Here is a 25,244-nt window from a genome sequence, read left to right as displayed (position 1 = left end):
GACCGGGGAGATCACCATGACGACCGTGGACGACCTGAGCCGACCGGCCGTGACCGAGGTGAGCGGGCCGTCCCGGCTTGCCGAGCCCGACGAGGGGATCAGCGCCGAGGAGCTGGGCCTGGCCGCGCGCAACCACGGCATCCCGCTGGAGGCGCTGCGCTACGACGTCACCCCGGCCGGGCTGCACTACCTGTTGATCCATTACGACATCCCGGAGCTGGACCCGGAGACGCACGCGCTGACCGTCGACGGCGCGGTGGACCGGCCCCGCACCTTCGGCCTGGCCGAGCTGCGCGAGCGGCCCCGGGTCACCCGGCGGGTCACGCTGGAGTGCGCCGGCAACGGCCGGGCGCTGCTGCACCCGCGTCCGGTGAGCCAGCCCTGGTTGGTGGAGGCGGTGGGGAACGCGGAGTGGACCGGGACCCCGCTGGCCCCGCTGCTGCGTGAGGCCGGCATCGCCCCCGAGGCGGTCGACGTGGTCTTCACCGGGGCCGACCACGGCGTCGAGCGCGGGGTCGAGCAGGACTACCAGCGGGCGCTGCCGGTCGCCGACGCGCTGCGCGAGGAGGTGCTGCTGGCGTACGAGATGAACGGCGCGCCCCTGCTGCCGCAGCACGGTGCCCCGCTGCGGCTGATCGTGCCCGGTTGGTACGGGATGGCGCACGTCAAGTGGCTCCGCTCGATCAGCGTGGTCACCGAGCCGTTCCAGGGCTACCAGAACGCGGTCGCGTACCGGGTGCGGCAGGACGCCGACGACCCGGGCGTGCCGGTGACCCGGATCGAGCCGCGCGCGCTGGTCCGGCCGCCCGGCTTCCCCGACTTCATGTCCCGGTCCCGGGTGGTCCGGCCCGGACAGTGCACGGTGGACGGTCGGGCCTGGTCGGGTCACGCCCCGATCGTCTCGGTCGAGGTGACCACGGACGGCGGTGTCAGCTGGGCACCGGCCACTCTGGACGAGCCGGCCGGCGGGGAGTTCTCCTGGCGGCGCTGGCGCTACGAGTGGGACGCGCGGCCGGGCCGCCACGTCCTCGGTGCGCGGGCGACCGACGCGTCGGGCCGCACCCAGCCGGTCGAGCAGCCGTGGAACCGGGGCGGCTTCGCCAACAACCTGGTCCAGCGGGTCGAGGTGGCCGTCATCGCGGAGTGACGGGCGGCGGCACGCGCGCCGCCGGTGTGGTGGCGACCGGCCGGAGACCGTGGGCGGGTGGGGACGCCGACGCGGTGGTGGGCCGGCGCGACCGCCGGGGCGTAGCGGCCGTCAGCCGCCGAAGCCGGAGTCGGCGGGGAGCGAGATGTCGGGCTTCTCCAGCTCCTCGACGTTGACGTCCTTGAAGGTCATCACTCGGACGTTCTTCACGAACCGGGCAGGACGGTACATGTCCCACACCCAGGCGTCGTGCATCTCGACCTCGAAGTAGACCTCGCCGTCGGAGTTGCGTACGTGCAGGTCGACCTGGTTGGCCAGGTAGAAGCGGCGCTCGGTCTCCACCACGTAGGAGAATTGGCGGACAATGTCGCGGTACTCCCGGTAGAGCTGCAGCTCCATCTCGGTCTCGTACTTCTCGAGATCTTCCGCGCTCATCGCTCTCCGCCTTCCATGACCACATCTTCCCCCACCGGCAGCGGCGGCCGAGGCTGCTCGCCCAACGCCACGCCGACGGTACTCCCTGGCGCGCAAGAGCGCTCCATCGGCTCGTCCGGGCCACCGGGCGACCCGGTCGGGCCGTCGCCGAAGAGCCCCGCCGAGCCGTCCCCGAAGAGGGTCTCCGGGGCGTCTCCGGCGGGCGCCCGGCCGGCTGCCAGGACGGGCCGACGGGCCCGCGGCGGCCGGCCGTCACGGCCCGACACACTGGCCACGTTCACGTACGAGAATCGGTGCTCCCGGCACGGCCCGTGCTCCCGCAGCGCGGCGGTGTGCTCGGGCGTGATGTAGCCCTTGTGCTCGGCGAAGCCGTACGCCGGGAACGTCCCGTCCAGCTCCACCATGAGCCGGTCCCGGGTGACCTTGGCCAGCACGCTGGCCGCCGCGACGCAGGCGGCCACCCGGTCGCCCTTCCAGACCGCCAGGCCGGGCACGTCCAGCCCGTCCACGCCGAAGCCGTCGGTGAGCACGTAGTCCGGCCGGGTGTCGAGCGAGGCCAGCGCCCGGCGCATCGCGGCGAGGTTGCAAACGTGCAGCCCCCGCGCGTCGACCTCCTCGGCCGGGATCACCACCACGGCGTACGCCAGGGCCCGGTCGACCACCTCGTCGTAGATCCGCTCGCGGCTGGCCGGGGTGAGCAGCTTGGAGTCGGCGAGCCCCTCGATCTCCCCGCGCCGCCCCTCGGGCAGCACCGCGGCGGCGGCGACCAACGGCCCGGCGCAGGCGCCCCGACCGGCCTCGTCGGCGCCGGCGACGTTGCGGAACCCGCGCCGCTGCAACGCCCGCTCCAGCGCGTAGAGCCCGGCCTCCCGGCGCACGACGGTGCGCGGCGGGGTCAGCACCGGGCACCTCCCTCGCCGGCCACGCCAGCCGGGCCCTCGGCGGGCGGAGCATCGGCGGCCGGAGCAGCCACGGTCGGACCAGCAGCGGCGGGCAGCGCCTGGGCCAGCACGGCGGGCAGGTCGACGGGGTAGTAACGCTCGGCGCTCGCCGCCAGCTCCGCGGCCAGCCACCAGCGGTGGCCGGTGACGCTGGCCTGCTCGACGTCGTCGAAGCCCGCGGTGTCCACCTCCCAGGACGGCACCCGGACCAGGAAGAACTCCTGCTCCTGCCGGTACCACACGCCGTCGAACGGATATTCGACCGTCTCCCGCCAGACCGGCTCACCCAGCTCGGCGGGGGTCAGCCGCAGCCCGGTCTCCTCGGCCAACTCCCGGGCCGCACCGGCGGCCGACGACTCACCCGGATCCAGCCCGCCGCCCGGCGTGAACCAGTAGCGGTGCTCGGGGCGGGCCGGGTCGAACCCGGCGAAGAGCAGCACCCGGCCGTCCGCATCGACGAGCAGCACCCGCGCCGCGCGCCGAGGGGTGTAGAGGTTCACCGCACCAGCCTGCCAGACCCGGCGCCGATCGCCCACGCCCGCCCGGCGCCACTACGGGTTCGGGATGCCGTCGTACTGTTCCGGCACGCTCAGCCAGGTGGCCCGGCTCACCGGCCAGAAGACGGTGAAGGCCCGTCCCACCACCTCGTCCACGGGGATGGTGGCGCTGGTGATGTTCTGCCCGGACTGCTGCCAGTGCTCCAGCGAGTCGCCGGAGGCCGATCGGTGGTCGCCCATCACCCAGAGCCGCCCCTTCGGCACGGTGATGTCGAACTCCTGGTCGGCCGGCTTGTCCCGGACGCCGTCCATGGAGAAGATGTACGGCTCGTCGAGCGGCTGTCCGTTGATCACCAACCGTTCCTGCGGGTCGCAGCAGACCACATGGTCGCCGCCGACGCCGATCACCCGCTTGATGAAGTCCTCGCCGTCGGGGTTGCCGCTCCACTCGGTCGGCGCCTTGAAGACGACGACCTCGCCGCGGTGCGGCGACCGGAAATCGTAGACCAGCTTGTTGACCAGCACCCGATCGTCGATCTGGAGGGTGTTCTCCATCGACGGGGAGGGGATGAAGAAGGTCTGCAGGACGAAGGCGCGCACCAGCACCGCGACCAGAATCGCCACACCCAGCAGGATCGGCAGCTCCTTCCAGAAGGAGCTACGCGGTTTGTCGGTCTGCTCGTCAATCACGCCAAGGAGCCTACGTTGCCCGACTGGACGTCACCGTCCGGAACGCGCGAGAACGGGCCAGCGCGGCCGTGAGCGGCAGAAGAAGCAGCACGCCGCCCTCCGGGGTCGGTCTGGCCGGGGCCGGGGCGGCCGGTGCCGCGACGCCCGGGCCGGAGACGTTGTCGAAGGTCTCCGGCACCGGTAGCGAGCTCCACCGTGACGACGGCCAGACCACCGTGAAGGCCCGGCCGACCACATTGTCGATCGGCACCGGCCCCTGGCAGCGGGCGTCCTGAGAGACCAGCCGGTGGTCACCCATCACGAAGATCTGACCGGGCGGGACCACCACCTCGTCGAAGCGGCGTGAGCGGCACTCCCGGGGGTTCGGCGGCACGTCGAGGGGGGAGTTCTCCAGGACGTACGGCTCGTCCAGCGGGGTGCCGTTGACCGTCACCCGGCCCTGCTCGTCGCAGCACTTCACCCGGTCGCCGGGCAGGCCGATCACCCGCTTGATGAAGTCCTTCTCGCCTGGGCGGCTCACCCCGACCAGGTCACCGACGGTCCGGCCGAGCTTGCCCACGAAGCCCGGCTCGGGCTGCTCGTCGACCTGGGGCGCCCAGCGGTCGGTGCCCCGGAAGACCACCACCTCGCCGCGCACCGGATCCCGTACGTCGTAGACGACCTTGTTGACCAGCACCCGGTCGCCGACGAGGAGGGTGTCCTCCATCGACCCGGAGGGGATGAAGAACGCCTGGAGCAGGAAGGTGCGGATCAGCACGGCGAGGCAGAACGCGACCACCAGCAGCAGCGGAAGCTCCTGCCAGAGCGGCATCTGCCGGCGGTTGCGGCGCACCCGCCGGCGCCACGGGTCGACGGTGCCGTCCTCGTCAACCGTCTGCGCCACGCCACTCCCCGATCAGCAGAAACGACACCGCCGCCCGGGAGCCTCGGTGAGGCCCCCCGGGCGGCGGTGGACAGCTCCCCGCGGCGTCGCGGGGTGAGTGCCAGGCTGCGCCCGTGCCGACCAGGGTAGTGCGGACCGGTCGGTACGGCATATGCGCAGCTCAGGCGTGGCGAGCGGGAAGTCAGCTGGGCTGCTTCTCCCGCTTCTCCTTGATCTTGGCCTTCTTGCCGCGCAGCTCACGCAGGTAGTAGAGCTTGGCGCGACGCACGTCACCGCGGGTCACGATCTCGATCCGGTCGATGCCCGGGCCGTTGAGCGGGTAGGTCCGCTCGACGCCGACACCAAAGCTGATCTTGCGGACGGTGAAGGTCTCGCGCAGCCCGTCACCCTGGCGGCGGATGACGACGCCCTGGAAGATCTGCACACGGGACCGGTTGCCCTCGACGACTCGCGCGTGCACCTTCACGGTGTCACCGGCGCGGAAGTCGGGAAGGTCGACCCGCTTCGACTGGGCGTCAAGGGCGTCCAGGATGTTCATCGCTGCGTCCTCGTAAGGCTCACGGCGCATCGTCAGTCGATGCGCGGATGGGTGATTCTGATCCCCGGGTGGCGATCGGGCGGGCCGACCCCGGTCGAGGATCCTCGCAGCCGCCCACGGGCGCGGCCGACTGCGGCAACCCCTCTACTTTGCCACATCCCCCGGTGGCAGCTGAAATCCGGCCCGGTCCAACGCGGCGATGTCCCGTTTGTCCAGCCGTTCCGGGTCCAGCGCGGCGAGCAGGTCCGGGCGGCGGACGGCGGTGCGGAGCAGCCCCTCCTCCCGCCGCCACCGGGCGATCCGCCCGTGGTCTCCGGAGCGGAGCACCTCGGGCACCTCGTGCCCCCGCCAGCTCGGCGGCTTGGTGTAGACCGGCGCCTCCAGCAGCCCGTGGGCGTGCGACTCCTCGTCCAGCGAGCCCGCGTTGCCGAGCACGCCGGGCAGCAGCCGGGTGATCGCCTCCAGCATCACCAGCACCGCGACCTCGCCGCCGAAGAGCACGTAGTCGCCGAGGGAGACCTCGGTGACCGGCATCCGGGCAGCCGCGTGCTCCAGCACCCGCTGGTCGATGCCCTCGTAGCGGCCGCAGGCGAACAGCAGATGCTGCTCGGCCGCGAGCTCGTACGCCAGCGCCTGAGTGAACGGGACACCGACCGGGGAGGGCACCAGCAGCCGGGGCGGCGTCGCCTCCGGCGGCGCGAGGGCGTCCAGCGCCTCACCCCACGGCTCGGGCCGCATCACCATGCCCGGCCCACCGCCGTAGGGGGTGTCGTCGACCGTGCGGTGCACGTCGTGGGTCCAGGTCCGCAGATCGTGTACGGCCAGCCGCAGCGTGCCGTTGGCCCGGGCCCTGCCGATCAGCGACAGCTCGAGCGGGGCGAAGTACTCCGGGAAGATCGACACGATGTCGACGCGCATGCGGGGGTGCTCCAGCGGTCTACGGGCGCTACAGATCGAGCAGGCCGCCGGGCGGGTCGACGACCACGCGTCCGCCGGCGAGGTCGACCTCGGGAACGATCGCCCGGACGAACGGGATGAGGGCCGTCGTCCCCTGGGGGCGGCGCAGCACCAGCATGTCGGAGGCGGGTGCGTGGTCGATCCGGGCCACCTCGCCCAGCTGCTCGCCGTCCGGGGTCACCACGGAGAGCCCGACCAGCTGGTGGTCGTGGAACTCCTCCGGGTCCTCGGGCGGGGCCACGTCGGCGCTGTCCACGGCCAGTAGGGTGCCGCGCAGCTCCTCGGCGACGTTGCGGTCCAGCACGCCGTCGAACACCACCAGCAGCCGGCCCTGGTGCCAGCGGGCGGTCTCCACCGTCAGCTCGGCCGGAACCCGGAACGGCACGCCCGCCTCGGCCCCCGGCTCGACCGTGGGCTCGGCCTTGGGCTTCGCCCCTGGTTCGGTGCGCAGCACCGAACCAGGGGCGAACCGCGCCTCGGGTTCGTCGGTCCGCACTTCCACGGTGACCTCACCGCGGATGCCGTGCGGCTTGCCGATCCTGCCGACGATGAGCTGCATCAGTACGAGTCGACGATGTCGACGCGTACGCCGCGCCCACCGATGGAGCCGATCACCTGGCGCAGTGCCTTGGCGGTCCGGCCGGACCGCCCGATCACCGTGCCGAGGTCCTCGGGGTGCACGCGGACTTCCAGCCGCTTGCCCCGACGGGAATCGACCATCCGCACCCGGACGTCGTCCGGGTGGTCGACGATGCCCTTGACCAGGTGCTCCAACGCCGGACGCAGAGGCATGTCAGGCCTGCTCACCGGCGTCGGCGACAGCGGCCGGAGCCTCGGCCGGGGCCTCGGTCTTCGGCGTCTCGGCCGGGGCCTCGGCAGCCTTGGCGGCCTTCTTGGCCGGCTTGGCCGGGGTCTCCGGGGCCAGCCCGGCCGCGGCCTTCGCCTCGGCCTCGTAGGCCGCGGTGCGGTCGGCCCGCTCGGCGGCGACCTTCAGCGGCGGCGGGGCCGGCAGGCCCTTGAACTTCTGCCAGTCACCGGTCAGCTCCAGCAGCCGCTGCACCGCCTCGCTCGGCTGCGCGCCGACGGACAGCCAGTACTGGACCCGGTCCGACTTGACCTCGATGACCGAAGGGTCTTCCTTCGGCTGGTAGATCCCGACGAACTCGATCGCCCGGCCGTCGCGCTTGGTGCGCGAGTCGGCGACGACGATGCGGTACTGCGGGTTGCGGATTTTACCCATCCGCAGGAGCCGGATCTTTACGGCCACAGTTGTTTCGCTCCTGTTGCGATCTCACCGGCCCGGGAGGGCGGTGTGCATGGGTGAGCGCCGACCGGCACAGTGGGGTTGGGCCGGAGACTGCTCGGTGGACTGGCGACGCGCCCGGGTTAGAGGGCGCCGGACGCGCGCCGGATACCAGCGACCCATTCTGCCAGATCCGCTGCCGATCTCTCACACCGGAGGCGCAGAACCCGCCCGCGCCGCCCTTGGCCGGTGACCCGACGCACATCCCGGGGACGCCCCCCGGCGGCAAAAGCGGGTGTCAGCGGACCGGCGGCCGGTCCCAGCCGGTCGGCAGCCCCACCGGAACGGTCCACTCGACCGGCGGGGTGAAGTCGCACCAGGTGCCGTCGAACGGGAACTCGCCGGCCTCGGCCTGTGCGATGACCCGCTTGCCCTCGCTGCGGACCGCCGCCTCGTCGGCCACCCAGTAGTCGTCCGGGTGCGCCAGCCGCTCGACGAACTCCTCCTCGTCCTTCCACTGCCAGCTGCGGTCCGGGTGGACGACCACGTCCAGGTCCTGGTCGACCATGTCCACCCCGGCCAGGTCGCCGTCGTCCCAGCGGACGCCCGGCTCCTCCAAGTTCACATACCAGTGGGTGAATCGCCCCTCGGCGTCCCAGAACCACCAGACCGAGTGGGCCGCGCCGGTGGGCAGGAACTTCAACAACCCCGGCCCGGCCCACCGGCCGGGGGCCAGCCGGTAGGACGAGGTGATCCACTCGGCGAACGGTATCGCCCGCATGCCCAGGCCGGCCTCGGTGACCTCGCTGGCCACCGGCGAGTTCCGGGCGACCCAGATCAGCAGGCCACGCTCGTCGTCGCTGACCACCCGGCCCGGCCGGACCCAACCGATCCGGCCGCGCCGCACGTTGCGGTGCAGGATCAGCCGACCCGGCGCGAACCGTCCGGCGGGATCGCCCGGGCGCACCTCAGTACGCGCGGGCCAGGATGGCGACCAGGTCCGGCTCGTCCTCCGAGTCGGGCACCGAGCCGTCGGCCCGCAGCAGGCAGCGCACGGTGACGCCCTGGCCGTTCGCCTCGGCCTCCCCCGCGACGCCCACCGCCGACCACGGCACCCGGGCCCAGCCGGTCGCGGCGGCCTCGATCGCCTCGGCCAGGGTGGCCACCTCGACGGTCCGCGACTCGCGGTTCGCCAGCGCCTGGTCGTGCAACTTCTGCTGGTCGGCGTCGAGGGCGGCGAGCACCGCGCCGACCACGTCGGCGACCGGCGTGGGGGTCTTCGACCCGTCGGTACGCCGCACCACCACCGCGTTGCCGGCGGCCAGGTCGCGGGGACCGACCTCGACGCGTACCGGATAGCCGCGCAGCTCGGCGTCGACGGCCCGGCGGCCGAACGCGGTGTCGGTCCGGTCGTCGAGCGCGACCCGGACGCCGGCGTCGCGCAGGCCGTCGCGCAGCTTGGCCGCCGCCTCGCCGACGCCCTCGCCGTCCTTGACGATCATCACGTACGCCTGGATCGGGGCCAGCTTCGGCGGCACCCGCAGGCCGTTGTCGTCGCCGTGCGCCATGATCAGACCGCCGAGCATCCGGGTCGACGTGCCCCAGGAGGTGGTCCAGGCGTGCTCCCGGCCGCCCTCGGCCGAGGAGTAGCTGATGTCGAAGGCCTTGGCGAAGTTCTGCCCCAGCTCGTGGCTGGTGCCGAGCTGGAGCGCCTTGCCGTCGCCCATCATGCCTTCGCAGGTGTAGGTCGCGGTCGCGCCGGCGAACCGCTCGCGGGCCGTCTTCAGGCCCACCACCACCGGAATGCCGAGCACGGTGACCATCAGGTCCTCGTACGCCTCGTGCAGGATCCGCCGGGCGTAGGCACGGGCGTCCTCGCGGGTGGCGTGCGCGGTGTGCCCCTCCTGCCAGAGGAACTCACTGGTGCGCAGGAAGATCCGCGGGCGCAGCTCCCAGCGGACCACGTTCGCCCACTGGTTGAGCAGCAGCGGCAGGTCCCGGTAGGAGTCGATCCACTTGGCCATGAACTCGCCGATGACCGTCTCGCTGGTGGGGCGCACCACGACCGGCTCGGCGAGCTGCTTGCCACCACCGTGGGTGACCACCGCGAGCTCCGGCGAGAAGCCCTCGACGTGCTGCGCCTCGCGCTTGAGGTAGCTCTCGGGGATGAAGAGCGGGAAGTACGCGTTCTCCGCCCCGGCCGCCTTGATCCGGGCGTCCATCTCGGCCTGCATCCGCTCCCAGATGGCGTAGCCGGCCGGTCGGATGACCATGGTCCCGCGGACCGGGCCGTTGTCGGCCAGCTTCGCCTTGGCGATCAGGTCCTGGTACCAGCGGGGAAAGTCCTCCGCACGGGGAGTGAGCACGCGTGCCATGACCGCACATCCTATGCGCCGGCCAAGGGGCCAGCGCGATCGGGCGCGACATCGCTAGCATCTTCCGTCATGTCCACCCCCGATTCGCAGCCCGGAGCGGCCGTGCCGCCCTCGCCCGACCAGCCCGCGCTCGCCGACCTGGCCGCCAGGTGGGTGCGCTGGGTGGCCGCGCACCGCCGGCCGGCCGACCCGATCGCCGACAAGTACGGCCGCCACGCCGGGCACCACCAGCCGGGGGATGTCTGGTTCCTCGCCGGCAGCTACGGCGGCTCGGTGCAGCGACAGTGCGCGCTGCCGGCGGGGCGGCCGCTCTTCTTCCCCGCTTTCTCCTGGTGGCAGGTGGGCCGGGGCGCCGGTCCGGCCCAGCCCACCCCGGGCGCCACCGGCCACGCACAGGTCGACGGGGTGCCGGTGGCCCTGACGCCCGCGGGTTCGGCCGAGCCGTTCCCGGTCCGGGGCTTCTTCAACAACATCGTCACCACCTGGCCGTGGCCCGTTCCGGTCTCCTGCTGGGGCCTGTGGGCGCTGGTCCCGCCGCTGACGCCGGGCCGTCACGAGCTGGCCTTCGGCGGCACCGACGGCGGCCGCTTCTGGGTGGAGGCCCAGTACCTCATCGACGCCCGCTGACCCCGCCCCCCACCCCGCCCCCTCCACGCCCCCGCGCACCGGGGTTGATCATGAAGTTGTTGCCACGACACGCCGTGCTGGAGCGCAACAACTTCATGATCAACAAGGTCGGGGGTCGGGGTCAGCGGAGGACTTGGCCGCGGAGGACGATTCTGGACGGGGTGCGGACGATCCGCAGGTCGGCGCGCGGATCCTCGGGGTAGACCACGAGGTCGGCGAGGCCGCCCTCGACCAGGCCGGGGAAGCCGAGCCACTCCCGGGCCCGCCAGGAGGCGGCGGCGAGCACGTCGACCGGGGACATGCCGGCCTGCTCGTGCAGCAGCAGCATCTCCTCTGCGGCCAGCCCGTGCGCGATGCCCCCGCCGGCGTCGGTGCCCACATAGATCGGCACGCCCGCCTCGTACGCCGACCGGACCACCTGGGGGAAGCGGTCGCGCAGGGCGATCATGTGATCGGCGTAGCCCGGGAACTTCGCGCGGGCCTGATCGGCGATCCCACCGAAGGTCTGAATATTGATCATCGTGGGGATCAGGGCGGTGCCCTGCCGGGCCATCAGGTCGATCAGGTCGAGGCTGAGCCCGGTGCCGTGCTCCACCGAGTCCACCCCGGCCCGCACCATGATCTCCACGGCGGACTCGGAGAAGGTGTGCACCGCGGCGCGTACCCCGGCGGCGTGTGCGGCCTCGACCGCCGCGGTCATGGTGTCCGCGTCCCAGGCCGGCGCGAGGTCGCCGACGCCCCGGTCGATCCAGTCACCGACCAGCTTCACCCAGCCGTTGCCGGCCCGGGCCTGCTCGGCCACCGTGGCGGCCACCTCGGCGGCGCCCACCTCCACCCCGATGTCGCGCAGATAGCGCTTCGGCGGGGCGACGTGCCGCCCGGCCCGGGCCAGCCGCGGCAGGTCCGGCTCGTCCTCGAGTTCCGGATACGGGTACGGCGAGCCGGCGTCGCGGATCGCGAGCACCCCGGCATCCCGGTCGGTGCGGGCCAGCTCGCGGGCCTGGTCGAGGGAGGTGATCGGCGCGCCACCCCGGGCGATGCCGATGTGGCAGTGCGCGTCGGTCAGCCCGGGGAGCACGAAGCCGCCGTCGGCGACGGTCTGCGCACCCGGCACCGGCTCGAAGGTCACCCGGTCGCCGACCAGCCAGAGATCCCGGACCTCGTCGTCGGGGAGCAGCACACCACGCACATGCAGAGCCATGTGCACAGTCCTACCGGATCACTCCTTGTGGCGCGCGAGCAGCCCAGCTGCGGCCCGGAACCACGGCGGCCCCGCCACCAGGACCGGTGGCGGGGCCGCTCGACGTCGGCGCGGTTCAGCGGGGGTGGTTGTCACCGCCCTTGCCGAGCTTGTTGAAGTCGATCTTCGGCAGCTTGAAGCCCGGCGGGAGGCCCTGCCCACCGGCCAGGTCACCCGGGTCCAGGCCCGGCGGGAGCTGCGGCATGCCGCCCGGAAAGCCGCCCGACATCCCGGCGCCGGCGCGCGGCCGGTTGCCGCCCTTGGTGCCCTTGCGCTTGTTCTTCGGCGACTTGGTCGCCTTGCGCCGGCCACCACCGGGCAGGCCCATCATGCCGCCCATCTGCTTCATCATCTTCTGCGCGTCGGCGAAGCGGTTGAGCAGCTGGTTGACGTCCATCACGGTGACCCCGGAGCCGTTGGCGATACGCGCCCGGCGGGAGCCGTTGATGATCTTCGGGTTGGTCCGCTCACCCGGGGTCATCGAGCGGATGATCGCGGTGACCCGGTCGAAGTGCTTGTCGTCCAGCTCGGCGATCTGGTCCTTCATCTGCCCCATGCCAGGCATCATGGCCAGCACGTTGGCGATCGGGCCCATCCGGCGGACCGCGATGAGCTGGTCGAGGAAGTCCTCCAGGGTGAACTGCTCGCCGCCCATCAGCTTGGCGGTCATCTTCTCCTTCTGATCGGAGTCGAAGGCCTGCTCGGCCTGCTCGATCAGAGTGAGGACGTCGCCCATGCCGAGGATCCGGCTGGCCATCCGGTCGGGGTGGAAGACGTCGAAGTCCTCCAGCTTCTCGCCGGTGGAGGCGAAGAGGATCGGCTGCCCGGTGACCTCGCGGACGGAGAGCGCGGCACCACCGCGAGCGTCGCCGTCGAGCTTGGAGAGGACCACGCCGCTGATGCCGACGCCGTCGCGGAACGCCTCGGCGGTACGGACGGCGTCCTGACCGACCATGGCGTCGATGACGAAGATGACCTCGTCCGGCTGGACGGCGTCGCGGATGTCGGCGGCCTGCTGCATCATCTCGGCGTCGATACCGAGCCGGCCGGCGGTGTCGACGATGACGATGTCCCGGGCCGCGCGCTTCGCGTGCTCGATCGAGGCGCGGGCCACCTGGACCGGGTCGCCGACGCCGTTGCCGGGCTCCGGGGCGTACACCTCGACCCCGGCCCGGCCACCAAGCACCTGGAGCTGCCCGACGGCGTTGGGGCGCTGGAGGTCGGCGGCGACCAGCAGCGGCTGGTGGCCCTGGGTCTTGAGCCAGCGGGCCAGCTTGCCGGCGAGGGTGGTCTTACCGGAGCCCTGCAGGCCGGCGAGCATGATCACCGTCGGCGGCTGCTTGGCGAACTGGAGCCGCCGCCCCTCGCCGCCGAGGACGTTGATCAGCTCCTCGTTGACGATCTTGACGATCTGCTGGGCCGGGTTGAGCGCCTGGGAGACCTCCGCGCCGCGCGCCCGCTCCTTGACGTTGGCGATGAAGCCCTTGACGACCGGCAGCGCGACATCCGCCTCCAGCAGCGCGAGGCGGATCTCGCGCGCGGTGGCGTCGATGTCGGCATCGGTGAGCCGGCCCTTGCCGCGGAGCTTGGTGAAGATCCCGGAGAGGCGGTCACTCAAGGTGTCAAACACGCGAACATCCCGTTTGTCAGTGTTTCGTCGGGCACAGGGCGGCCGGCTCCGTGGAGTCCGGCCATCGCTAGGGTAGCCCGCCGCGCTCACCCGCGCTCCGGCCCAGCCCAGCCCTCGCCCCGGGCCCCACCATGGCCCGCCAGGATCCGCGCCGGTCGCGGACCGTGCGCCGCGGAAGCGGCTCCGTCGATGATCAGGCGACCAGCCCCGACTGGTACGCGAAGACGACCAGCTGGGCCCGGTCCCGGGCGCCCAGCTTGATCATCGCCCGGCTGACATGGGTACGCGCGGTGGCCGGGCTGAGCACCAACCGGGTGGCGATCTCGGCGTTGCTGAGCCCCTCGCCGACCAGGCCGACCACCTCCCGCTCCCGGTCGGTGAGCGCCCCGAGCCTCGGATGGGGCCGGGGCACCCGGGGCGGCCGCGCGGCGAACTCGCGCACCACCCGGCGGGTCACCGACGGCGAGAGCAGCGCCTCCCCCTCGGCCACCAGTCGGATCGCCCGCAGCAGCTCGGCCGGGCGGGTGTCCTTGGTGAGGAACCCGCTGGCCCCGTGCCGCAGCGCGTCGAAGACGTACTCGTCCAGCTCGAAGGTGGTCAGCACGATCACCCGGGTGCCGGTCAGCTCCGGATCGGCGACGATCCGCCGGGTCGCCTCGATGCCGTCCACGCCGGGCATCCGGACGTCCATCAGGATCACGTCCGGGCGCTCCCGACGGGCCAGCTCGACGGCGGCCAGGCCGTCGGCCGCCTCGCCGGCCAGCTCCAGGTCGTCCTCGCTCTGCACCAGGGCACGCAGCCCGATCCGGACCAGATCCTGGTCGTCGGCGATCAGAACCTTGATCATTGGTGCTCCTCCACCGGCAGTCGCGCGGCGACCCGGAACCCGCCGCCGGGTCGGGCCCCGGTCGCCAGGTCGCCGCCGAGCGCCGCGACCCGCTCCCGCATGCCGGCCAGGCCGTGCCCCGCTCCCCCGGCGCCGCCGACGCCCCGGTCGGTCACCTCCACGGTGACCGCCCCGTCCGGGTAACCGACGACGACCTCAGCCGCGCGTACGCCGGCGTGGCGCAGCACGTTGGTCAGCGCCTCCTGCACCACCCGGTACGCCGCCAGGTCCACCGCCGCCGGCAGTTCCCGCGGCTCGCCGTCGACCCGCACGGTCACCGCCAGGCCGGCGTCGGCGAGCCGCTCGCGCAGGTCGTCCAGCCGGGCCAGCCCCGGCACCGGCTCCCGCCCCGCGCCCCGGCGTACCGCGCCGAGCGTCACCCGCAGCTCGTCGAGGGCCTCCCGGCTGGAGCGGCTGATCGCGGTCAACGCCGCCTCGGCCTGCTCGGGGCGCTTCGGCAGCAGGTGCAGCGCGATCTCGGCCTGCATGCTGATCGCGGCCAGCCCGTGCCCCACCACGTCGTGCACCTCCTGGGCGATACGCAGCCGCTCCTCGTCGGCCTGCCGGCGGGCCTGGTCGGCCCGGGTACGGGTCACCGTCTCCCGGTTGGTCCGCACCGCCACCCCCACCGCGAACGGGACGACCACCCAGGCCGACGCGGGCAGCACGCCGTACCAGCCCGACTCCGACCCCCGGGAGAGGAACGCGTGGACCAGCAGCGCGACCAGCGCCACCCCGGCGGCGGGGGCGGCCGAGCGCACCGGAAGGCGGACCGCCACGGTGTAGACCGCGATCAGGAACGCCACCAGCACCGGTCCGTACGGATAGCCGAGCACCAGGTACGTCGAGACCGCCCCGGTGACCACGGCCAACGTGCCGAGCGGGGCCAGCCGCCGCCCGGCCAGGGCCAGCGTGGCCACGGCGATCAGCAGCCGGCACCAGAGATCCACCGGGGCCGAGCCCGGCTGGTTCTCCCCGGCCAGTCCCGTCGCCAGCAGCGCGAACCCGAGCAGGGCCACAGCCAGCGTCGTGTCGGCGAGGACCGCCCGCCGCCGCTCGTGGTTGCTCGTACGCATGGCGGTCATTCTGCCCTCGCCGGGCGCCGTCGTCGTGCGTCGACGGGCGGCGCTCGCCGTACGACCGGGAACGTACCGCCGGCGACCCGGACCGGTCAGACGGCGGCGAGCACCGCGGCCTCCAGGCGCGCCCGGGTGGCGTCGTCCGGCCAACCGCCGACCAGGTAGAAGGTGTCGACCACGTCGCCGCCGAGGGTGGAGATGCGGGCCGCGCGGACCTCGGCGTCGGCCTCGTCGAGGGCGCAGGCCACCCGGTAGAGCAGCCCGGCGGCATCGGCCGCGCGCAGCTCCAGCAGCGCCGCGTCGGTGGCCGCCTCGCGGTGCCAGACCACCCGGGGCGCGGCACCCGCCCCGCGGGCCGCCAGGGCCCGGCCACGCAGCCGCTGGTTGACCGAGACGTCGCCGGCGACCGCCCGGCGCAGATCGGCGCTGAGCGCGATCGGGTCGGGCGCGAGGCCGTAGCGGGGCTGCACCCGACACTCGACGAGGGCCCGTCCGTCGGCCGCCGAGGCGTCCGCGGAGATCACCTCGAGCCGGTGCAGGGCCAGGCAGCCGGCCACCGTGGCGAGCAGGCCGCGCCGATCGGCCGCGGCGACCGCCACCCGGTCCGCGCTCAGCTGGACCACCGGCAGCGGCTCGGCGAGCAGCGCCGGGTCGGGTGCGGGCGGGGCGGGCAGCGCCCCGGTGTCCAGCGCGGTGCGGACCCGGGCGACCAGCTCGGCGACGAGTCGGCCCTTCCAGTCCGACCAGGCGGCCGGCCCGGTGGCCGCGGCGTCCGCCCGGACCAGGGCGTGCAGCAGGTCGAGGGTGGCCGGATCACCGACCGCGTCGGCGACCCCGGAGATGGTGACCGGGTCGGTCAGGTCCCGTCGGGTGGCCACGTCGGGCAGCAGCAGGTGCAGCCGGACCAGCCGGCCGATCACCGCGACCTCGGCGGCGGGCAGGCCGATCCGGCCGGCCACCGCCTCCGCGATCGGGGCGCCGACCGTGCTGTGGTCGGCCGAGCCGCCGCCGGGAACGTGCCGTCCGGCCGGTACGTCGACGCCACCGGGCAGCCCCTTGCCGACGTCGTGCAGCAGGGCGCCGAGCAGCAGCAGGTCGGGGCGCTCCACGTCGCGGGTGTGCCGGCTGGCCTCGAAGGCGGTCTGCACCAGGTGCCGGTCGAGGGTGAACCGGTGCACCGGGTTGTGCTGGGGCAGGCTGCGCATCCGGGTCCACTCCGGCAGCCAGCCGTCGACCAGCCCGTACCGGTCGCAGGTCTCCCAGGCGGGCACCAGGCCGGCGCCGGCGCCGAGCAGGGTGATCAGCGCGGCCCGGGCCTCGGCCGGCCAGGGCGCGGGCAGCGGCGGGCAGTACGCGGCCAGCCATTCGCAGGTCGCCCGGGCGATCGGCAACCGGGTGGTGGCCGCGGCGGCGGCGATCCGGAGGGAGAGGCTCGGGTCGGGCCGGGCCCCGATCGCCGTGCGGGCGAGCACCAGCTCGCCGTCGTGTTCGACCACGTCCCGGGCCACCGGCCGGCGCACCGGAGGTCCGGCGCCGAGCCGGGACCGGCCGCCCCGCAGTCGCTCGGCCGCGCGGAACGCGTCGTCCAGGGCGTGGCTGACGGTACGGGCGTCGCCGGCCACCCGGCGCAGCACGGCGTCGGAGTCCTCCAGCCCGAGCAGTTCGGCCACGCCGTCGCGCTCCTGGGCGAGCAGCCGGTCCACCCGGCGGCCGACCTGCTGGTGCAACGCGTCGCGGACATCCAGCAGTCGCAGGTGCGCGGCCCGCACGGCGGGCCGCAGCGCATCGGTGACGCCGGCGGAGGCGATGGCCCGCAGGATGCCCACGTCACGCAGCCCGCCGGCGGCCTCCTTGAGGTCGCCCTCGAGCAGGAAGGCCAGCTCGCCGTGGGCCGCCCAGCGGGCGGCGGTGATCTCCCGCAGGTGCGGGATCTGGCGTACGGCGGTGCGCCGCCAGTGGTCGGCGGCGGTGCGGATCAGCGCGTCGGCGAGCGCCGGGTCGCCGGCGACCAGCCGGGCGTCGAGCAGCCCCAGCGCCACCTTCACGTCGTCCTGGGCCACCGAGAGCGCCTCGGCGAGGGTACGCACCGAATGGTCGAGCCGCAGGCCGGCGTCCCAGACCGGATACCAGATCGCGGCGGCCAGCTCGTCGATGCCGGGCACCCCGGCGTGCAGCAGCACCAGGTCGAGGTCGCCGTAGGGCGCGCACTGCCGACGACCGAGCCCGCCGACGGCGAGCAGCGCCACCCCGTCCCGATGCGTCAGCAACGGCTCGAGGAACGCGTCGTACCCGGCCGCCCGCGCCTGCCGCGCCGGCCCGCCGATGCCGGGAACGGCGACGACCCCGCCGACCGGGGGGCGCACGCCGTCGGTGATTCGCGGCGTGGCCCTCCCGGTCAACGAGGTCATCGTGGCGTTCCTACAGCGCGTCGAGACCGCGCTCGCCGGTGCGGACCCGGACGACCTCCTCGACGGCGGTCACCCAGACCTTCCCGTCACCGATCTTCCCGGTGCGGGCGGCCCCGACGATCGCGTCGACGATCTTCTCGACGTCGATCTCGTCGGTGAGCACCTCGACCCGGATCTTGGGCAGGAACTCGACCGTGTACTCGGCACCCCGGTAGACCTCGGTGTGCCCCTTCTGCCGCCCGTACCCCTGGACCTCGCTGACGGTCAGCCCGGCCACCCCGAGGGCGTGCAGGGCCTCCTTCACCGCGTCCAGCTGGTAGGGCTTGATGACCGCGGTCACCAGTTTCATGTCCAACCCCTCCATCACAGGAACGTTAACCGGCGACCTTTTCGCTGACCGGCTCGGCGGACTCCTCCGCCGGCTTGGCGCCACCGGCCACGGCGCCGGCGGGCGTGCCGATGCCGGCCATCGCGAACGCACCGCCACTGCCGCCGCCGGCCGGCGAGAGGTCGTAACCGCTCTCGGCGTGTTCGGCGATGTCGATGCCCTCGACCTCGGCCTCGGAGCGGACCCGGAAGCCGATGGTCTTCTCGATGGCGAAGGCGAGCAACCAGGCGATGCCGAACGACCAGACGCTGACGATCAGGCCGGCCAGGGCCTGCCGGCCCAGCTGGGTGAGCCCGCCGCCGTAGAACAGGCCGTCGGAGGCGCCGACCACGTCGGTGATCGCGGCGTTGACCGAGTTGGTGGCGAAGAGACCCAGCCAGAGTGAGCCGATCCAACCGCCGACGAAGTGCACGCCGACCACGTCGAGGGAGTCGTCGTAGCCGAGCTTGTACTTCAGGCTCACCGCGACCGCGCAGACCGCGCCGGCGACCAGACCGAGCAGCACCGACGCCCAGGGCGCGATGAAGCCACAGGCCGGGGTGATGGCCACCAGTCCGGCGATGGCGCCGGACGACGCGCCGACCAGGGTCGGCTTCTTGTCCTTGATCCACTCCACCGCGATCCAGCCGAGCACGGCGGCGGCCGTGGCCAGCTGGGTGTTGATGAAGGCCAGCCCGGCGACCGAGTCGACGGTGAGCTCCGAGCCGGCGTTGAACCCGAACCAGCCGAACCAGAGCAGGCCGGCGCCGAGCGCGACCAGCGGGATGTTGTGCGGCTTCATGCCCTCCCGCGGCCAGCCCAGCCGCTTGCCGAGCACCAGCGCGACGGCCAGGGCCGCGGCTCCGGCGTTGATGTGCACGGCGGTGCCACCGGCGAAGTCCAGCGCGTGGATGTCGCCGCCGATGATGCCGCCGCCCCAGACCCAGTGCGCGACCGGGAAGTAGACCAGGGTCGCCCAGCCGAAGGCGAAGAGCAGCCAGCCGGCGATCTTGGCCCGGTCGGCGATGGCGCCGCTGATCAGCGCGACGGTGATCACCGCGAAGACCATCTGGAATGCCATGAACACGTAGAGCGGGACGCCGATGCCGCTCGGGTTCTCGGCGGTCGCGCCCCAGAGGTCGGTCTCGGCGAGGAAGGTCTTGGTGCCGAGGTAGGCCGCCGGGTCGCCCCAGAAGCCGTTGACATCGCTGCCGAACGCGATGCTGAAGCCGTAGAACCACCACAGAACGGTGATGAGCCCGATGGCGGTGAAGCTCATCATCATCATGTTCAGTACGCCCTTGGCCCGGTTCAGACCGCCGTAGAACAACGCCAGACCCGGGGTCATGAGGAGCACGAGCGCGGTCGACACCAGCAGCCAGACGGTGTTGCCGGAGTCGATCGTCGGTGCATCAGGCACGCTGGCCTCCTAAGGTTAAGTTCCCTCCTTCGCGGCTTCCGGGGCAGCGTCGCCCGTACGCCGGTTGCGCGGAAGCTTGGTTGTCCGCTGTTTCACCGAGGGTCCCATGCCGGTTTCCGTTCGGTGACGGCTTGTTTCGGACGTGTGAAGAGGGTCGTCCGCCAGGAGGCATGGACGACGGTGGATCGGCCGTACGGCGGGCGTCGATGGCCGACCGGCCGGCCGATCCACCGCTGTGGCTCAGCTCAGCGCAGCGCGTGCTCCAGCGCGTGCCGCTCGTAGTCGAGCAGCCGCAGGTCGCGCATCGGGCGGCGGAGGTGCCCCTTGTGCACGATCCGGACGAAGGCCGGCTCGCCGGCGGCGGCCATCCGCCGGATCCCCTCGACGTGGTCCACGATCCGCTTGCGGATGGTCCGGATCAGCCGGTGCCGGTCCCGCGGGATCAGCCCGTACGCGTCGGCGAAGAGGCGCAGCCGACGCGGTCGGTCGGGGTGCTTCCAGCCGAGGGTGATCGAGTCCCGGTCGGAGAAGATCGGCACCCAGGTCCACGCCGCGTACGCCACGTCGTAGATCCGTGCGCCGGGCGAGGCGAGGTCGAAGTCGATCAGCCCGAGGGTGCCGTCCGGCCGCCAGATGACGTTGTGCGGCGCGGCGTCGTGGTGGCAGATCACCTCGGTGTCCGGCGGCGGCGGCCCGAACGAGCGCCAGACCGCGCCGGGCGCCGGGACGAAGCCGTACTGGGCGTCGTGGAACATCCGCAGCATGGTGGCCACGGTCACCAGCGCCTCGTCGGTCACCCAGTGCGGGGCGAGCGGGTACTCCCCGCACTCCCCCTCCAGGTATGACAGCACCTCGCGGTTGCGCTCGTCCATGCCGAGCGCCCGCGGGGCGCCGGTGAACCCGACGTACTCGAGGTGGCGCAGCAGGGCGTGCACGGAAGGGGTCCAGGGCCCGGCGTTGCGCCGGACCGTGTCGCCGACCCGGACCACGGTGCTCACGTTCCCGCCGTGCAGCGGGATCTCCTGTGACGTCACGTACGGTCTCCCCAGGCGCTGCGAGGGGTGGCTCGGGTCGCGCCAGCCCGCGTACGCGCGATCGTCGGTGGTCACCCGAGCCTACGCGTCCCGTGCGGCGGCTTCGGTGCCCAGCAGCGCGTCGACGAACTGGGCCGGGTCGAACGGCGCCAGGTCGTCGGGGCCCTCGCCGAGGCCGACCAGCTTCACCGGGATGCCGAGCTTGCGCTGCACCGCGATCACGATGCCGCCCTTGGCGGTGCCGTCGAGCTTGGTCAGCACCACGCCGGTCACGTTGACCACCTCGGTGAAGACCCGGGCCTGCTCCAGGCCGTTCTGCCCGGTGGTGGCGTCGAGGATCAGGATCGTCTCGTCGATCGGGCCGTGCTTCTCCACCACCCGCTTGACCTTGCCGAGCTCGTCCATCAGGCCGACCTTGTTCTGCAGCCGGCCGGCGGTGTCGATCAGGACCGTGTCGACCCCGGTGTCGATGCCGCGCTTGACCGCGTCGAAGGCGACGCTGGCCGGGTCGGCGGCCTCCGGGCCGCGTACCGTCTCGGCGCCGACCCGCCCGCCCCAGGTCTCCAGCTGGTCGGCCGCGGCGGCGCGGAAGGTGTCGGCCGCGCCGAGCACCACGCTCCGGCCGTCGGCGACCAGCACTCGGGCGATCTTGCCGCAGGTGGTGGTCTTGCCGGCGCCGTTGACGCCGACCACCAGCAGCACCGCCGGGACGCCGTCCTTGCGCTGGGTCTTCAGCGAGCGGTCCAGCTCCGGGGCGAGGGCGTTGACCAGTTCGGCGGCGAGCAGCGTACGCAGCTCGCCGGCCGTCCGGGTGCCGAGCACCCGGGTGCGCTCGCGCAGCCGGTCGACGATCTCCCGGGTGGCGTCGATGCCGACGTCCGCGGTGATCAGGCTGTCCTCGATCTCCTCCCAGGTGTCCTCGTCGAGGTGGTCCCGGCTGAGCAGGCCGAGCAGACCCTTGCCGAAGGCGTTCTGCGAGCGGGAGAGCCGCCCGCGCAGCCGGACCAGCCGCCCGGCGGTCGGCTCGGGGACCTCCAGCACCGGCGTCGGCGCCTCGACCACGGGCGGCACCAGCACCCCGGTGGAGAGTTCGGACTCCGGGGCCTCGACCGGCGGGCCGGCCAGGTCCTCCTCCGCCCGTGTCTCGACCTCCGTCGTCGGCAGCGGTGGCTCCGGGCGGCGGCGCAGGCGCGGTACGACCAGCCCGAGGGCGCCGAGGATCAGCACCCCGAGCAGGGCGAGCGCGATGAGGAGGTATTCCGTCATGCCGAAATCCTGTCAGATGCCGACGACGCCGTCCCAGCCACGGCTCCCCCGAGAGGTTCCGGAAGCGACGGTACGCTCGGTCACAGCCAGCAGTGGTGCGACCGCCGGCCGGGTAGTAAAGATGAAGTCCGCTCATCTCGGAGGTCCCGCCATGCCCGCCGCACACCTGCTCATCGGCCCCTTGCTGCGTCGGGTCGTCGGGACGCGGGCCACCGTCTGGGTCGAAACCGACGCGCCGGCGGTGGTCACCGTCCGTACCGCGGCGGGCGCCACCGGCACCGCGCCCACCTTCACCGCGTACGACCATCACTACGCTCTGGTGGTGGTGGAGGGGCTGACCCCGCAGAGCGCCACCAGCTACGAGGTGCTGCTCGACGACGAGGTGGTGTGGCCTGAGCCACGTTCCGGATTTCCGCCGAGCGTGATCCGCACCCGGGCCGCCGACGACCGGGAGCAGCCGGTCCGGCTGATCTTCGGCTCCTGCCGGGAGACCACCCAGCACGCCACCACCCGCAAGCTGCCGCCGGACGCGCTGGACGCGTACGCCCGACGGTTGATGGCCGACCCCGAGCCGGGTGCGCTGCCCGACCTGCTGGTGCTGCTCGGCGACCAGGTCTACGCGGACGTCACCTCGCCCACGGTGCGCCGGCTGCTCAAGCGGCGTCGGCGCCGGCCCCGGGGGGCCCCGGCCGACCAGGTGGTGAGCTTCGACGAGTACACCAAGCTCTACCTGGAGTCCTGGCGTGACCCGGAGATCCGCTGGCTGCTCTCCACCGTGCCGAGCGTGATGATCTTCGACGACCACGAGATCATCGACGACTGGAACACCTCCGCCAGCTGGCGCGACGAGGTGCGCCGGCAGCCGTGGTGGGCGGAGCGGATCGCCAGCGGGCTCGCCTCGTACTGGGTCTACCAGCACCTGGGCAACCTCGCGCCGGACGAGATCGCGGCCGACCCGATCTTCGCCAAGGTCAGCGCGGCCGAGGACGCCACCGGCGTGCTGCGGGAGTTCGGCCACCGGGTGGACCAGGAGGCCGATCTCGCGCACGACACCGAGCGGTGGCGCGCGGTGCAGTACCAGTGGAGCTACACGCTGGACGTGGGGCGGACCCGTCTGGTGATGCTGGACAACCGGTGCAGCCGGGTGCTCGACCCGGACAACCGGGCGATGCTGCCACCGGGCGAGTGGTCCTGGTTCCTCGACCAGGCGCACGGCGTCTACGACCACCTGGTGGTCGGCGCCTCGCTGCCCTGGCTGCTGCCGCCGGGCATCCACCACGTCGAGGCGTGGAACGAGCGCCTGGCCGACTCCGGGCGGCCCTGGGTCGCCCGGTTCGGCGAGAAGCTGCGCCGGGCGCTCGACCTGGAGCACTGGGCCGCGTTCCGCCGGTCGTTCGAGGCGCTCGGCGCGACGTTCGCCCGGATCGGCAGCGGCACCCCCGGGGCGCCGGGCGACCGGGTGGGCGCCGGCCCGGCGTACGCCCCGCCGGCGTCCATCAGCGTGCTCTCCGGCGACGTGCACCACTCGTACGTGGCCCGGGCCCGGTTCGACGACCCCGCGGTGACCACCCCGGTGCACCAGCTCACCTGCTCGCCGATCCACAACCAGGTGCCGGCGGGGATGCGCCCGCTGATGCGGCTCGGCTGGTCGTCGGGCCCGGCCGCGGCCACCCGGGCGCTGGCCCGCTCGGCCGGGGTGCGCCGACCCGGCGTGCGCTGGCGCAAGCTGGCCGGGCCGTACTTCGGCAACGCGGTGGCCACCCTGGAGCACCGGGGCCGCTCCGCCGAGGTGACCATCGAGGGCACCACCAGCGACGGTCACCTTCGCCCGGTGGTGCGCCGCCGGCTCACCGGCGCGCGCTGACCCGGCCCCGTACTCTCTACGCCGTGGAGGAGCAGCAGGCGGAGATCCTTCGGGCGGTCGAGGACGAGCTGACCGCCCTGCTGCGGCGCGGCCGGGCGGTCTCCTGGGAGGTCGCCCGGGAGGTGCACCCCAACCTGGAGCCGAACGCCTACGGTCTGCTGCTCTGGCTGCGCCGGTGCGAGTCGATCCGGCTGACCGACCTGGCCGTCCGGCTCGGCATCGGCAAGGGGACGCTGAGCCGGCAGATCCGCGGGCTGGAGGCCCTCGGCCTGGTCCACCGCGATCCGGACCCGAGCGACCGGCGGGCCGCCCAGCTGAGCCTCACCGCGGAGGGGCAGCGCCGGTTCGACGCGGCGCGGGCCGCTCGCATGAGGCACATCCGGGACACGCTGGAGAGCTGGCCGGCGCAGGACGTGGCGGAGTTCGCCCGGCTGCTGGGCCGCTTCAACGAGGCCTGGTCCTGACCTACCCCACCGCGCGTCGTTCCTCCTCGCACGGCAACCACAACATCACATTGGCAGGTTGTTGCTCCAGGCAACCAGGACTAATCTGAAACAACTCTCGGGGTTGACGGCGGTCCGCTACCGATGGCGCCGCCGCCGATCCGAGCGATAGTGGTGGGACCGCATCGGCGAGCAGAGCTGAGAGAGGCGGCCATGAGCCTGGGAGCACCGGATCGCGAGGAGTACGGTCCGGAGGCCCGACCCCTGCCGTTCGAGCGCGGCACCGACGGGCCGAGGGTGGTGCTGGTCGGCGTCGACGGCACCCGCACCTCCGCCCGCGCCGGCTGGTACGCCGCCGGCCTGGCCCGCCGGCAGGGCGCGGCGCTCGTGGTCGTCTTCGTCAGCGCGCCGAACGGGCTCATCGCGATGATGCCGGGCGTGGACGCCGGGGCCGTCCGGCGGACCCAGGACGAACTCGCCGCCGAGCTGCGCGAGGAGATCCGGCGCGGCGCCGAGGAGCTGGGCCTGCCGATCACCTTCGTCTGCCGGCACGGTGACGCGTACACCGAGCTGCGGGACGCGGCCGACGAGTTCCAGGCGGACCTGGTGGTGGTCGGCGCCTCCGAGCAGGCCGGGCACCGGCTGGTCGGCTCGGTGGCCACCCGGCTGGTACGCACCGGCCGCTGGCCGGTCGTCGTGGTCCCCTGATAACCGGTCGCCCGTTGTCAGACGTTCCGGCGAGGATGGCCGGATGACCTGGAGAGCACCGGAGATCACCCGGACCCCCGAGCCCTACGTCGGCGACGAGCGCACGATGCTGGAGGGCTGGCTCGACTACCACCGGCAGACCCTGCTGCTCAAGTGCGCCGGGCTGACCGCCGAGCAGCTGAAGACCCCGAGCGTCGAGCCGTCCGGGCTCACCCTGATCGGGCTCGTCCGGCACCTGGCCGAGGTCGAGGCCTGGTGGTTCCGGGAGAACTTCGCCGGCCAGTCGGTCGACTACCCCTACTACACCCTTGAGCACCCGGACGCCGACTTCGACGTCACCGCCGCCGACCCCGAGGCCGACTTCGCCATCTTCCACCGTGAGGTGGCGCTGGCCCGGGCCGCGGCGGCCGGCCGCTCGCTCGACGAGACGTTCACCGAGGTGAGTCCGCAGGGCCGGCAGTTCAACCTGCGCTGGGTCTACACGCACCTGATCGAGGAGTACGCCCGGCACAACGGCCACGCCGACCTGATCCGGGAACGGATCGACGGGCACACCGGCGAGTGAC

General features: G+C 73.1%; 27 protein-coding genes. 6 read left to right on the top strand and 21 right to left on the bottom strand.

Annotated features, from left to right (window positions below; translation table 11 throughout):
* Positions 1-16: 16 nt before the first annotated feature.
* On the top strand, positions 17-1,147 hold the full coding sequence (locus tag ACIP9D_RS11925) for a sulfite oxidase (protein ID WP_350869681.1): 1,131 nt from the start codon (positions 17-19) through the stop codon (positions 1,145-1,147).
* 111 nt (positions 1,148-1,258) lie between these two features.
* On the opposite strand, the gene ACIP9D_RS11920 is transcribed toward ACIP9D_RS11925, so the two are convergent.
* From ACIP9D_RS11920 to proS, 12 genes are all read right to left on the bottom strand, one after another.
* A complete protein-coding gene (locus ACIP9D_RS11920) occupies positions 1,259-1,582 on the bottom strand; it encodes a DUF2469 domain-containing protein (protein WP_007075222.1) in 324 nt (107 codons plus the stop codon).
* The gene (locus tag ACIP9D_RS11915; protein WP_350869679.1) at positions 1,579-2,484 is read right to left on the bottom strand and encodes a ribonuclease HII; all 906 of its coding nucleotides are present in this window, start codon (positions 2,482-2,484) and stop codon (positions 1,579-1,581) included. The genes ACIP9D_RS11920 and ACIP9D_RS11915 overlap by 4 nt, the downstream gene beginning before the upstream one ends.
* Positions 2,478-3,023 carry an NUDIX domain-containing protein gene (locus tag ACIP9D_RS11910; RefSeq protein ID WP_350869678.1) on the bottom strand — a complete coding sequence of 182 codons (546 nt, stop codon included), beginning with the start codon at positions 3,021-3,023 and terminating at the stop codon, positions 2,478-2,480. Before ACIP9D_RS11910 ends, ACIP9D_RS11915 begins: the two co-directional genes overlap by 7 nt.
* 51 nt (positions 3,024-3,074) lie before the next feature.
* Positions 3,075-3,710 carry a signal peptidase I gene (gene lepB, locus ACIP9D_RS11905; RefSeq protein ID WP_350869676.1) on the bottom strand — a complete coding sequence of 212 codons (636 nt, stop codon included), beginning with the start codon at positions 3,708-3,710 and terminating at the stop codon, positions 3,075-3,077.
* Positions 3,711-3,720: 10 nt separating this feature from the next.
* Positions 3,721-4,593 carry a signal peptidase I gene (lepB, locus tag ACIP9D_RS11900; protein ID WP_350869674.1) on the bottom strand — a complete coding sequence of 291 codons (873 nt, stop codon included), beginning with the start codon at positions 4,591-4,593 and terminating at the stop codon, positions 3,721-3,723.
* Between the two features lie 181 nt (positions 4,594-4,774).
* The gene (rplS, locus tag ACIP9D_RS11895; protein ID WP_350869958.1) at positions 4,775-5,131 is read right to left on the bottom strand and encodes a 50S ribosomal protein L19; all 357 of its coding nucleotides are present in this window, start codon (positions 5,129-5,131) and stop codon (positions 4,775-4,777) included.
* Positions 5,132-5,275: 144 nt separating this feature from the next.
* Complete coding sequence (gene trmD / locus ACIP9D_RS11890; protein ID WP_350869672.1) at positions 5,276-6,049, bottom strand: tRNA (guanosine(37)-N1)-methyltransferase TrmD; 774 nt, start codon at positions 6,047-6,049, stop codon at positions 5,276-5,278.
* Positions 6,050-6,077: 28 nt separating this feature from the next.
* Positions 6,078-6,647, bottom strand: a complete 570-nt coding sequence (gene rimM, locus ACIP9D_RS11885) for a ribosome maturation factor RimM (protein ID WP_350869670.1) — start codon at positions 6,645-6,647, stop codon at positions 6,078-6,080.
* On the bottom strand, positions 6,647-6,880 hold the full coding sequence (locus ACIP9D_RS11880) for an RNA-binding protein (RefSeq protein WP_013284588.1): 234 nt from the start codon (positions 6,878-6,880) through the stop codon (positions 6,647-6,649). Before ACIP9D_RS11880 ends, rimM begins: the two co-directional genes overlap by 1 nt.
* 1 nt (position 6,881) lies before the next feature.
* Positions 6,882-7,355 carry a 30S ribosomal protein S16 gene (gene rpsP, locus ACIP9D_RS11875; RefSeq protein ID WP_350869668.1) on the bottom strand — a complete coding sequence of 158 codons (474 nt, stop codon included), beginning with the start codon at positions 7,353-7,355 and terminating at the stop codon, positions 6,882-6,884.
* A 274-nt stretch (positions 7,356-7,629) separates the two neighbouring features.
* Positions 7,630-8,298: a DUF402 domain-containing protein gene (locus ACIP9D_RS11870; RefSeq protein WP_350869666.1), complete on the bottom strand. Its 669-nt coding sequence runs from the start codon at positions 8,296-8,298 to the stop codon at positions 7,630-7,632.
* A 1-nt stretch (position 8,299) separates the two neighbouring features.
* Positions 8,300-9,706, bottom strand: coding sequence for a proline--tRNA ligase (gene proS, locus ACIP9D_RS11865; protein ID WP_350869664.1), 1,407 nt, complete (start codon positions 9,704-9,706; stop codon positions 8,300-8,302).
* A 69-nt stretch (positions 9,707-9,775) separates the two neighbouring features.
* On the opposite strand from proS, the gene ACIP9D_RS11860 reads away from it, so the two are divergent.
* A complete protein-coding gene (locus tag ACIP9D_RS11860; RefSeq protein ID WP_350869662.1) occupies positions 9,776-10,333 on the top strand; it encodes a hypothetical protein in 558 nt (185 codons plus the stop codon).
* A 121-nt stretch (positions 10,334-10,454) separates the two neighbouring features.
* Here ACIP9D_RS11860 and ACIP9D_RS11855 read toward each other — a convergent pair whose 3' ends face one another.
* From ACIP9D_RS11855 to ftsY, 9 genes are all read right to left on the bottom strand, one after another.
* Positions 10,455-11,534 (bottom strand): amidohydrolase family protein, encoded by a 1,080-nt coding sequence (locus ACIP9D_RS11855; protein WP_350869660.1) that lies wholly within the window; start codon positions 11,532-11,534, stop codon positions 10,455-10,457.
* Positions 11,535-11,649: 115 nt separating this feature from the next.
* Positions 11,650-13,203 carry a signal recognition particle protein gene (gene ffh, locus ACIP9D_RS11850; protein ID WP_350869658.1) on the bottom strand — a complete coding sequence of 518 codons (1,554 nt, stop codon included), beginning with the start codon at positions 13,201-13,203 and terminating at the stop codon, positions 11,650-11,652.
* A 193-nt stretch (positions 13,204-13,396) separates the two neighbouring features.
* Positions 13,397-14,050: a response regulator transcription factor gene (locus ACIP9D_RS11845; RefSeq protein WP_350869656.1), complete on the bottom strand. Its 654-nt coding sequence runs from the start codon at positions 14,048-14,050 to the stop codon at positions 13,397-13,399.
* Positions 14,047-15,165: a histidine kinase gene (locus tag ACIP9D_RS11840; RefSeq protein ID WP_350869654.1), complete on the bottom strand. Its 1,119-nt coding sequence runs from the start codon at positions 15,163-15,165 to the stop codon at positions 14,047-14,049. The genes ACIP9D_RS11845 and ACIP9D_RS11840 overlap by 4 nt, the downstream gene beginning before the upstream one ends.
* 95 nt (positions 15,166-15,260) lie before the next feature.
* A complete protein-coding gene (locus ACIP9D_RS11835) occupies positions 15,261-17,576 on the bottom strand; it encodes a [protein-PII] uridylyltransferase (protein WP_350869652.1) in 2,316 nt (771 codons plus the stop codon).
* A 10-nt stretch (positions 17,577-17,586) separates the two neighbouring features.
* Complete coding sequence (locus ACIP9D_RS11830; RefSeq protein ID WP_348651077.1) at positions 17,587-17,925, bottom strand: P-II family nitrogen regulator; 339 nt, start codon at positions 17,923-17,925, stop codon at positions 17,587-17,589.
* 25 nt (positions 17,926-17,950) lie between these two features.
* A complete protein-coding gene (locus ACIP9D_RS11825; protein ID WP_350869650.1) occupies positions 17,951-19,363 on the bottom strand; it encodes an ammonium transporter in 1,413 nt (470 codons plus the stop codon).
* Between the two features lie 245 nt (positions 19,364-19,608).
* Positions 19,609-20,472, bottom strand: a complete 864-nt coding sequence (locus tag ACIP9D_RS11820) for an aminoglycoside phosphotransferase family protein (protein ID WP_350869647.1) — start codon at positions 20,470-20,472, stop codon at positions 19,609-19,611.
* 6 nt (positions 20,473-20,478) lie between these two features.
* Positions 20,479-21,663, bottom strand: a complete 1,185-nt coding sequence (gene ftsY, locus ACIP9D_RS11815; RefSeq protein ID WP_350869644.1) for a signal recognition particle-docking protein FtsY — start codon at positions 21,661-21,663, stop codon at positions 20,479-20,481.
* Positions 21,664-21,814: 151 nt separating this feature from the next.
* Between ftsY and ACIP9D_RS11810 the strand changes: the two genes are divergently transcribed.
* The 4 genes from ACIP9D_RS11810 to ACIP9D_RS11795 all read left to right on the top strand — a co-directional run bounded on the left by ACIP9D_RS11810 (position 21,815) and on the right by ACIP9D_RS11795 (position 25,243).
* Entirely contained in the window at positions 21,815-23,527 is a 1,713-nt protein-coding gene (locus ACIP9D_RS11810; RefSeq protein ID WP_350869642.1) for an alkaline phosphatase D family protein, read from the top strand.
* Positions 23,528-23,550: 23 nt separating this feature from the next.
* Positions 23,551-23,991: a MarR family transcriptional regulator gene (locus tag ACIP9D_RS11805; RefSeq protein ID WP_350869640.1), complete on the top strand. Its 441-nt coding sequence runs from the start codon at positions 23,551-23,553 to the stop codon at positions 23,989-23,991.
* Between the two features lie 192 nt (positions 23,992-24,183).
* Positions 24,184-24,678: a universal stress protein gene (locus tag ACIP9D_RS11800; protein ID WP_400449760.1), complete on the top strand. Its 495-nt coding sequence runs from the start codon at positions 24,184-24,186 to the stop codon at positions 24,676-24,678.
* A 43-nt stretch (positions 24,679-24,721) separates the two neighbouring features.
* Positions 24,722-25,243 carry a DinB family protein gene (locus ACIP9D_RS11795; protein ID WP_350869639.1) on the top strand — a complete coding sequence of 174 codons (522 nt, stop codon included), beginning with the start codon at positions 24,722-24,724 and terminating at the stop codon, positions 25,241-25,243.
* Position 25,244 lies beyond the last annotated feature (1 nt).

It is taken from the genome of Micromonospora sp. NPDC093243, from assembly GCF_044753725.1.
In the GTDB taxonomy this organism is placed as follows: domain Bacteria; phylum Actinomycetota; class Actinomycetes; order Mycobacteriales; family Micromonosporaceae; genus Micromonospora.
Note: the sequence above shows the minus strand (reverse complement) of the source record. Positions and strands in the feature narration are given on the sequence as shown.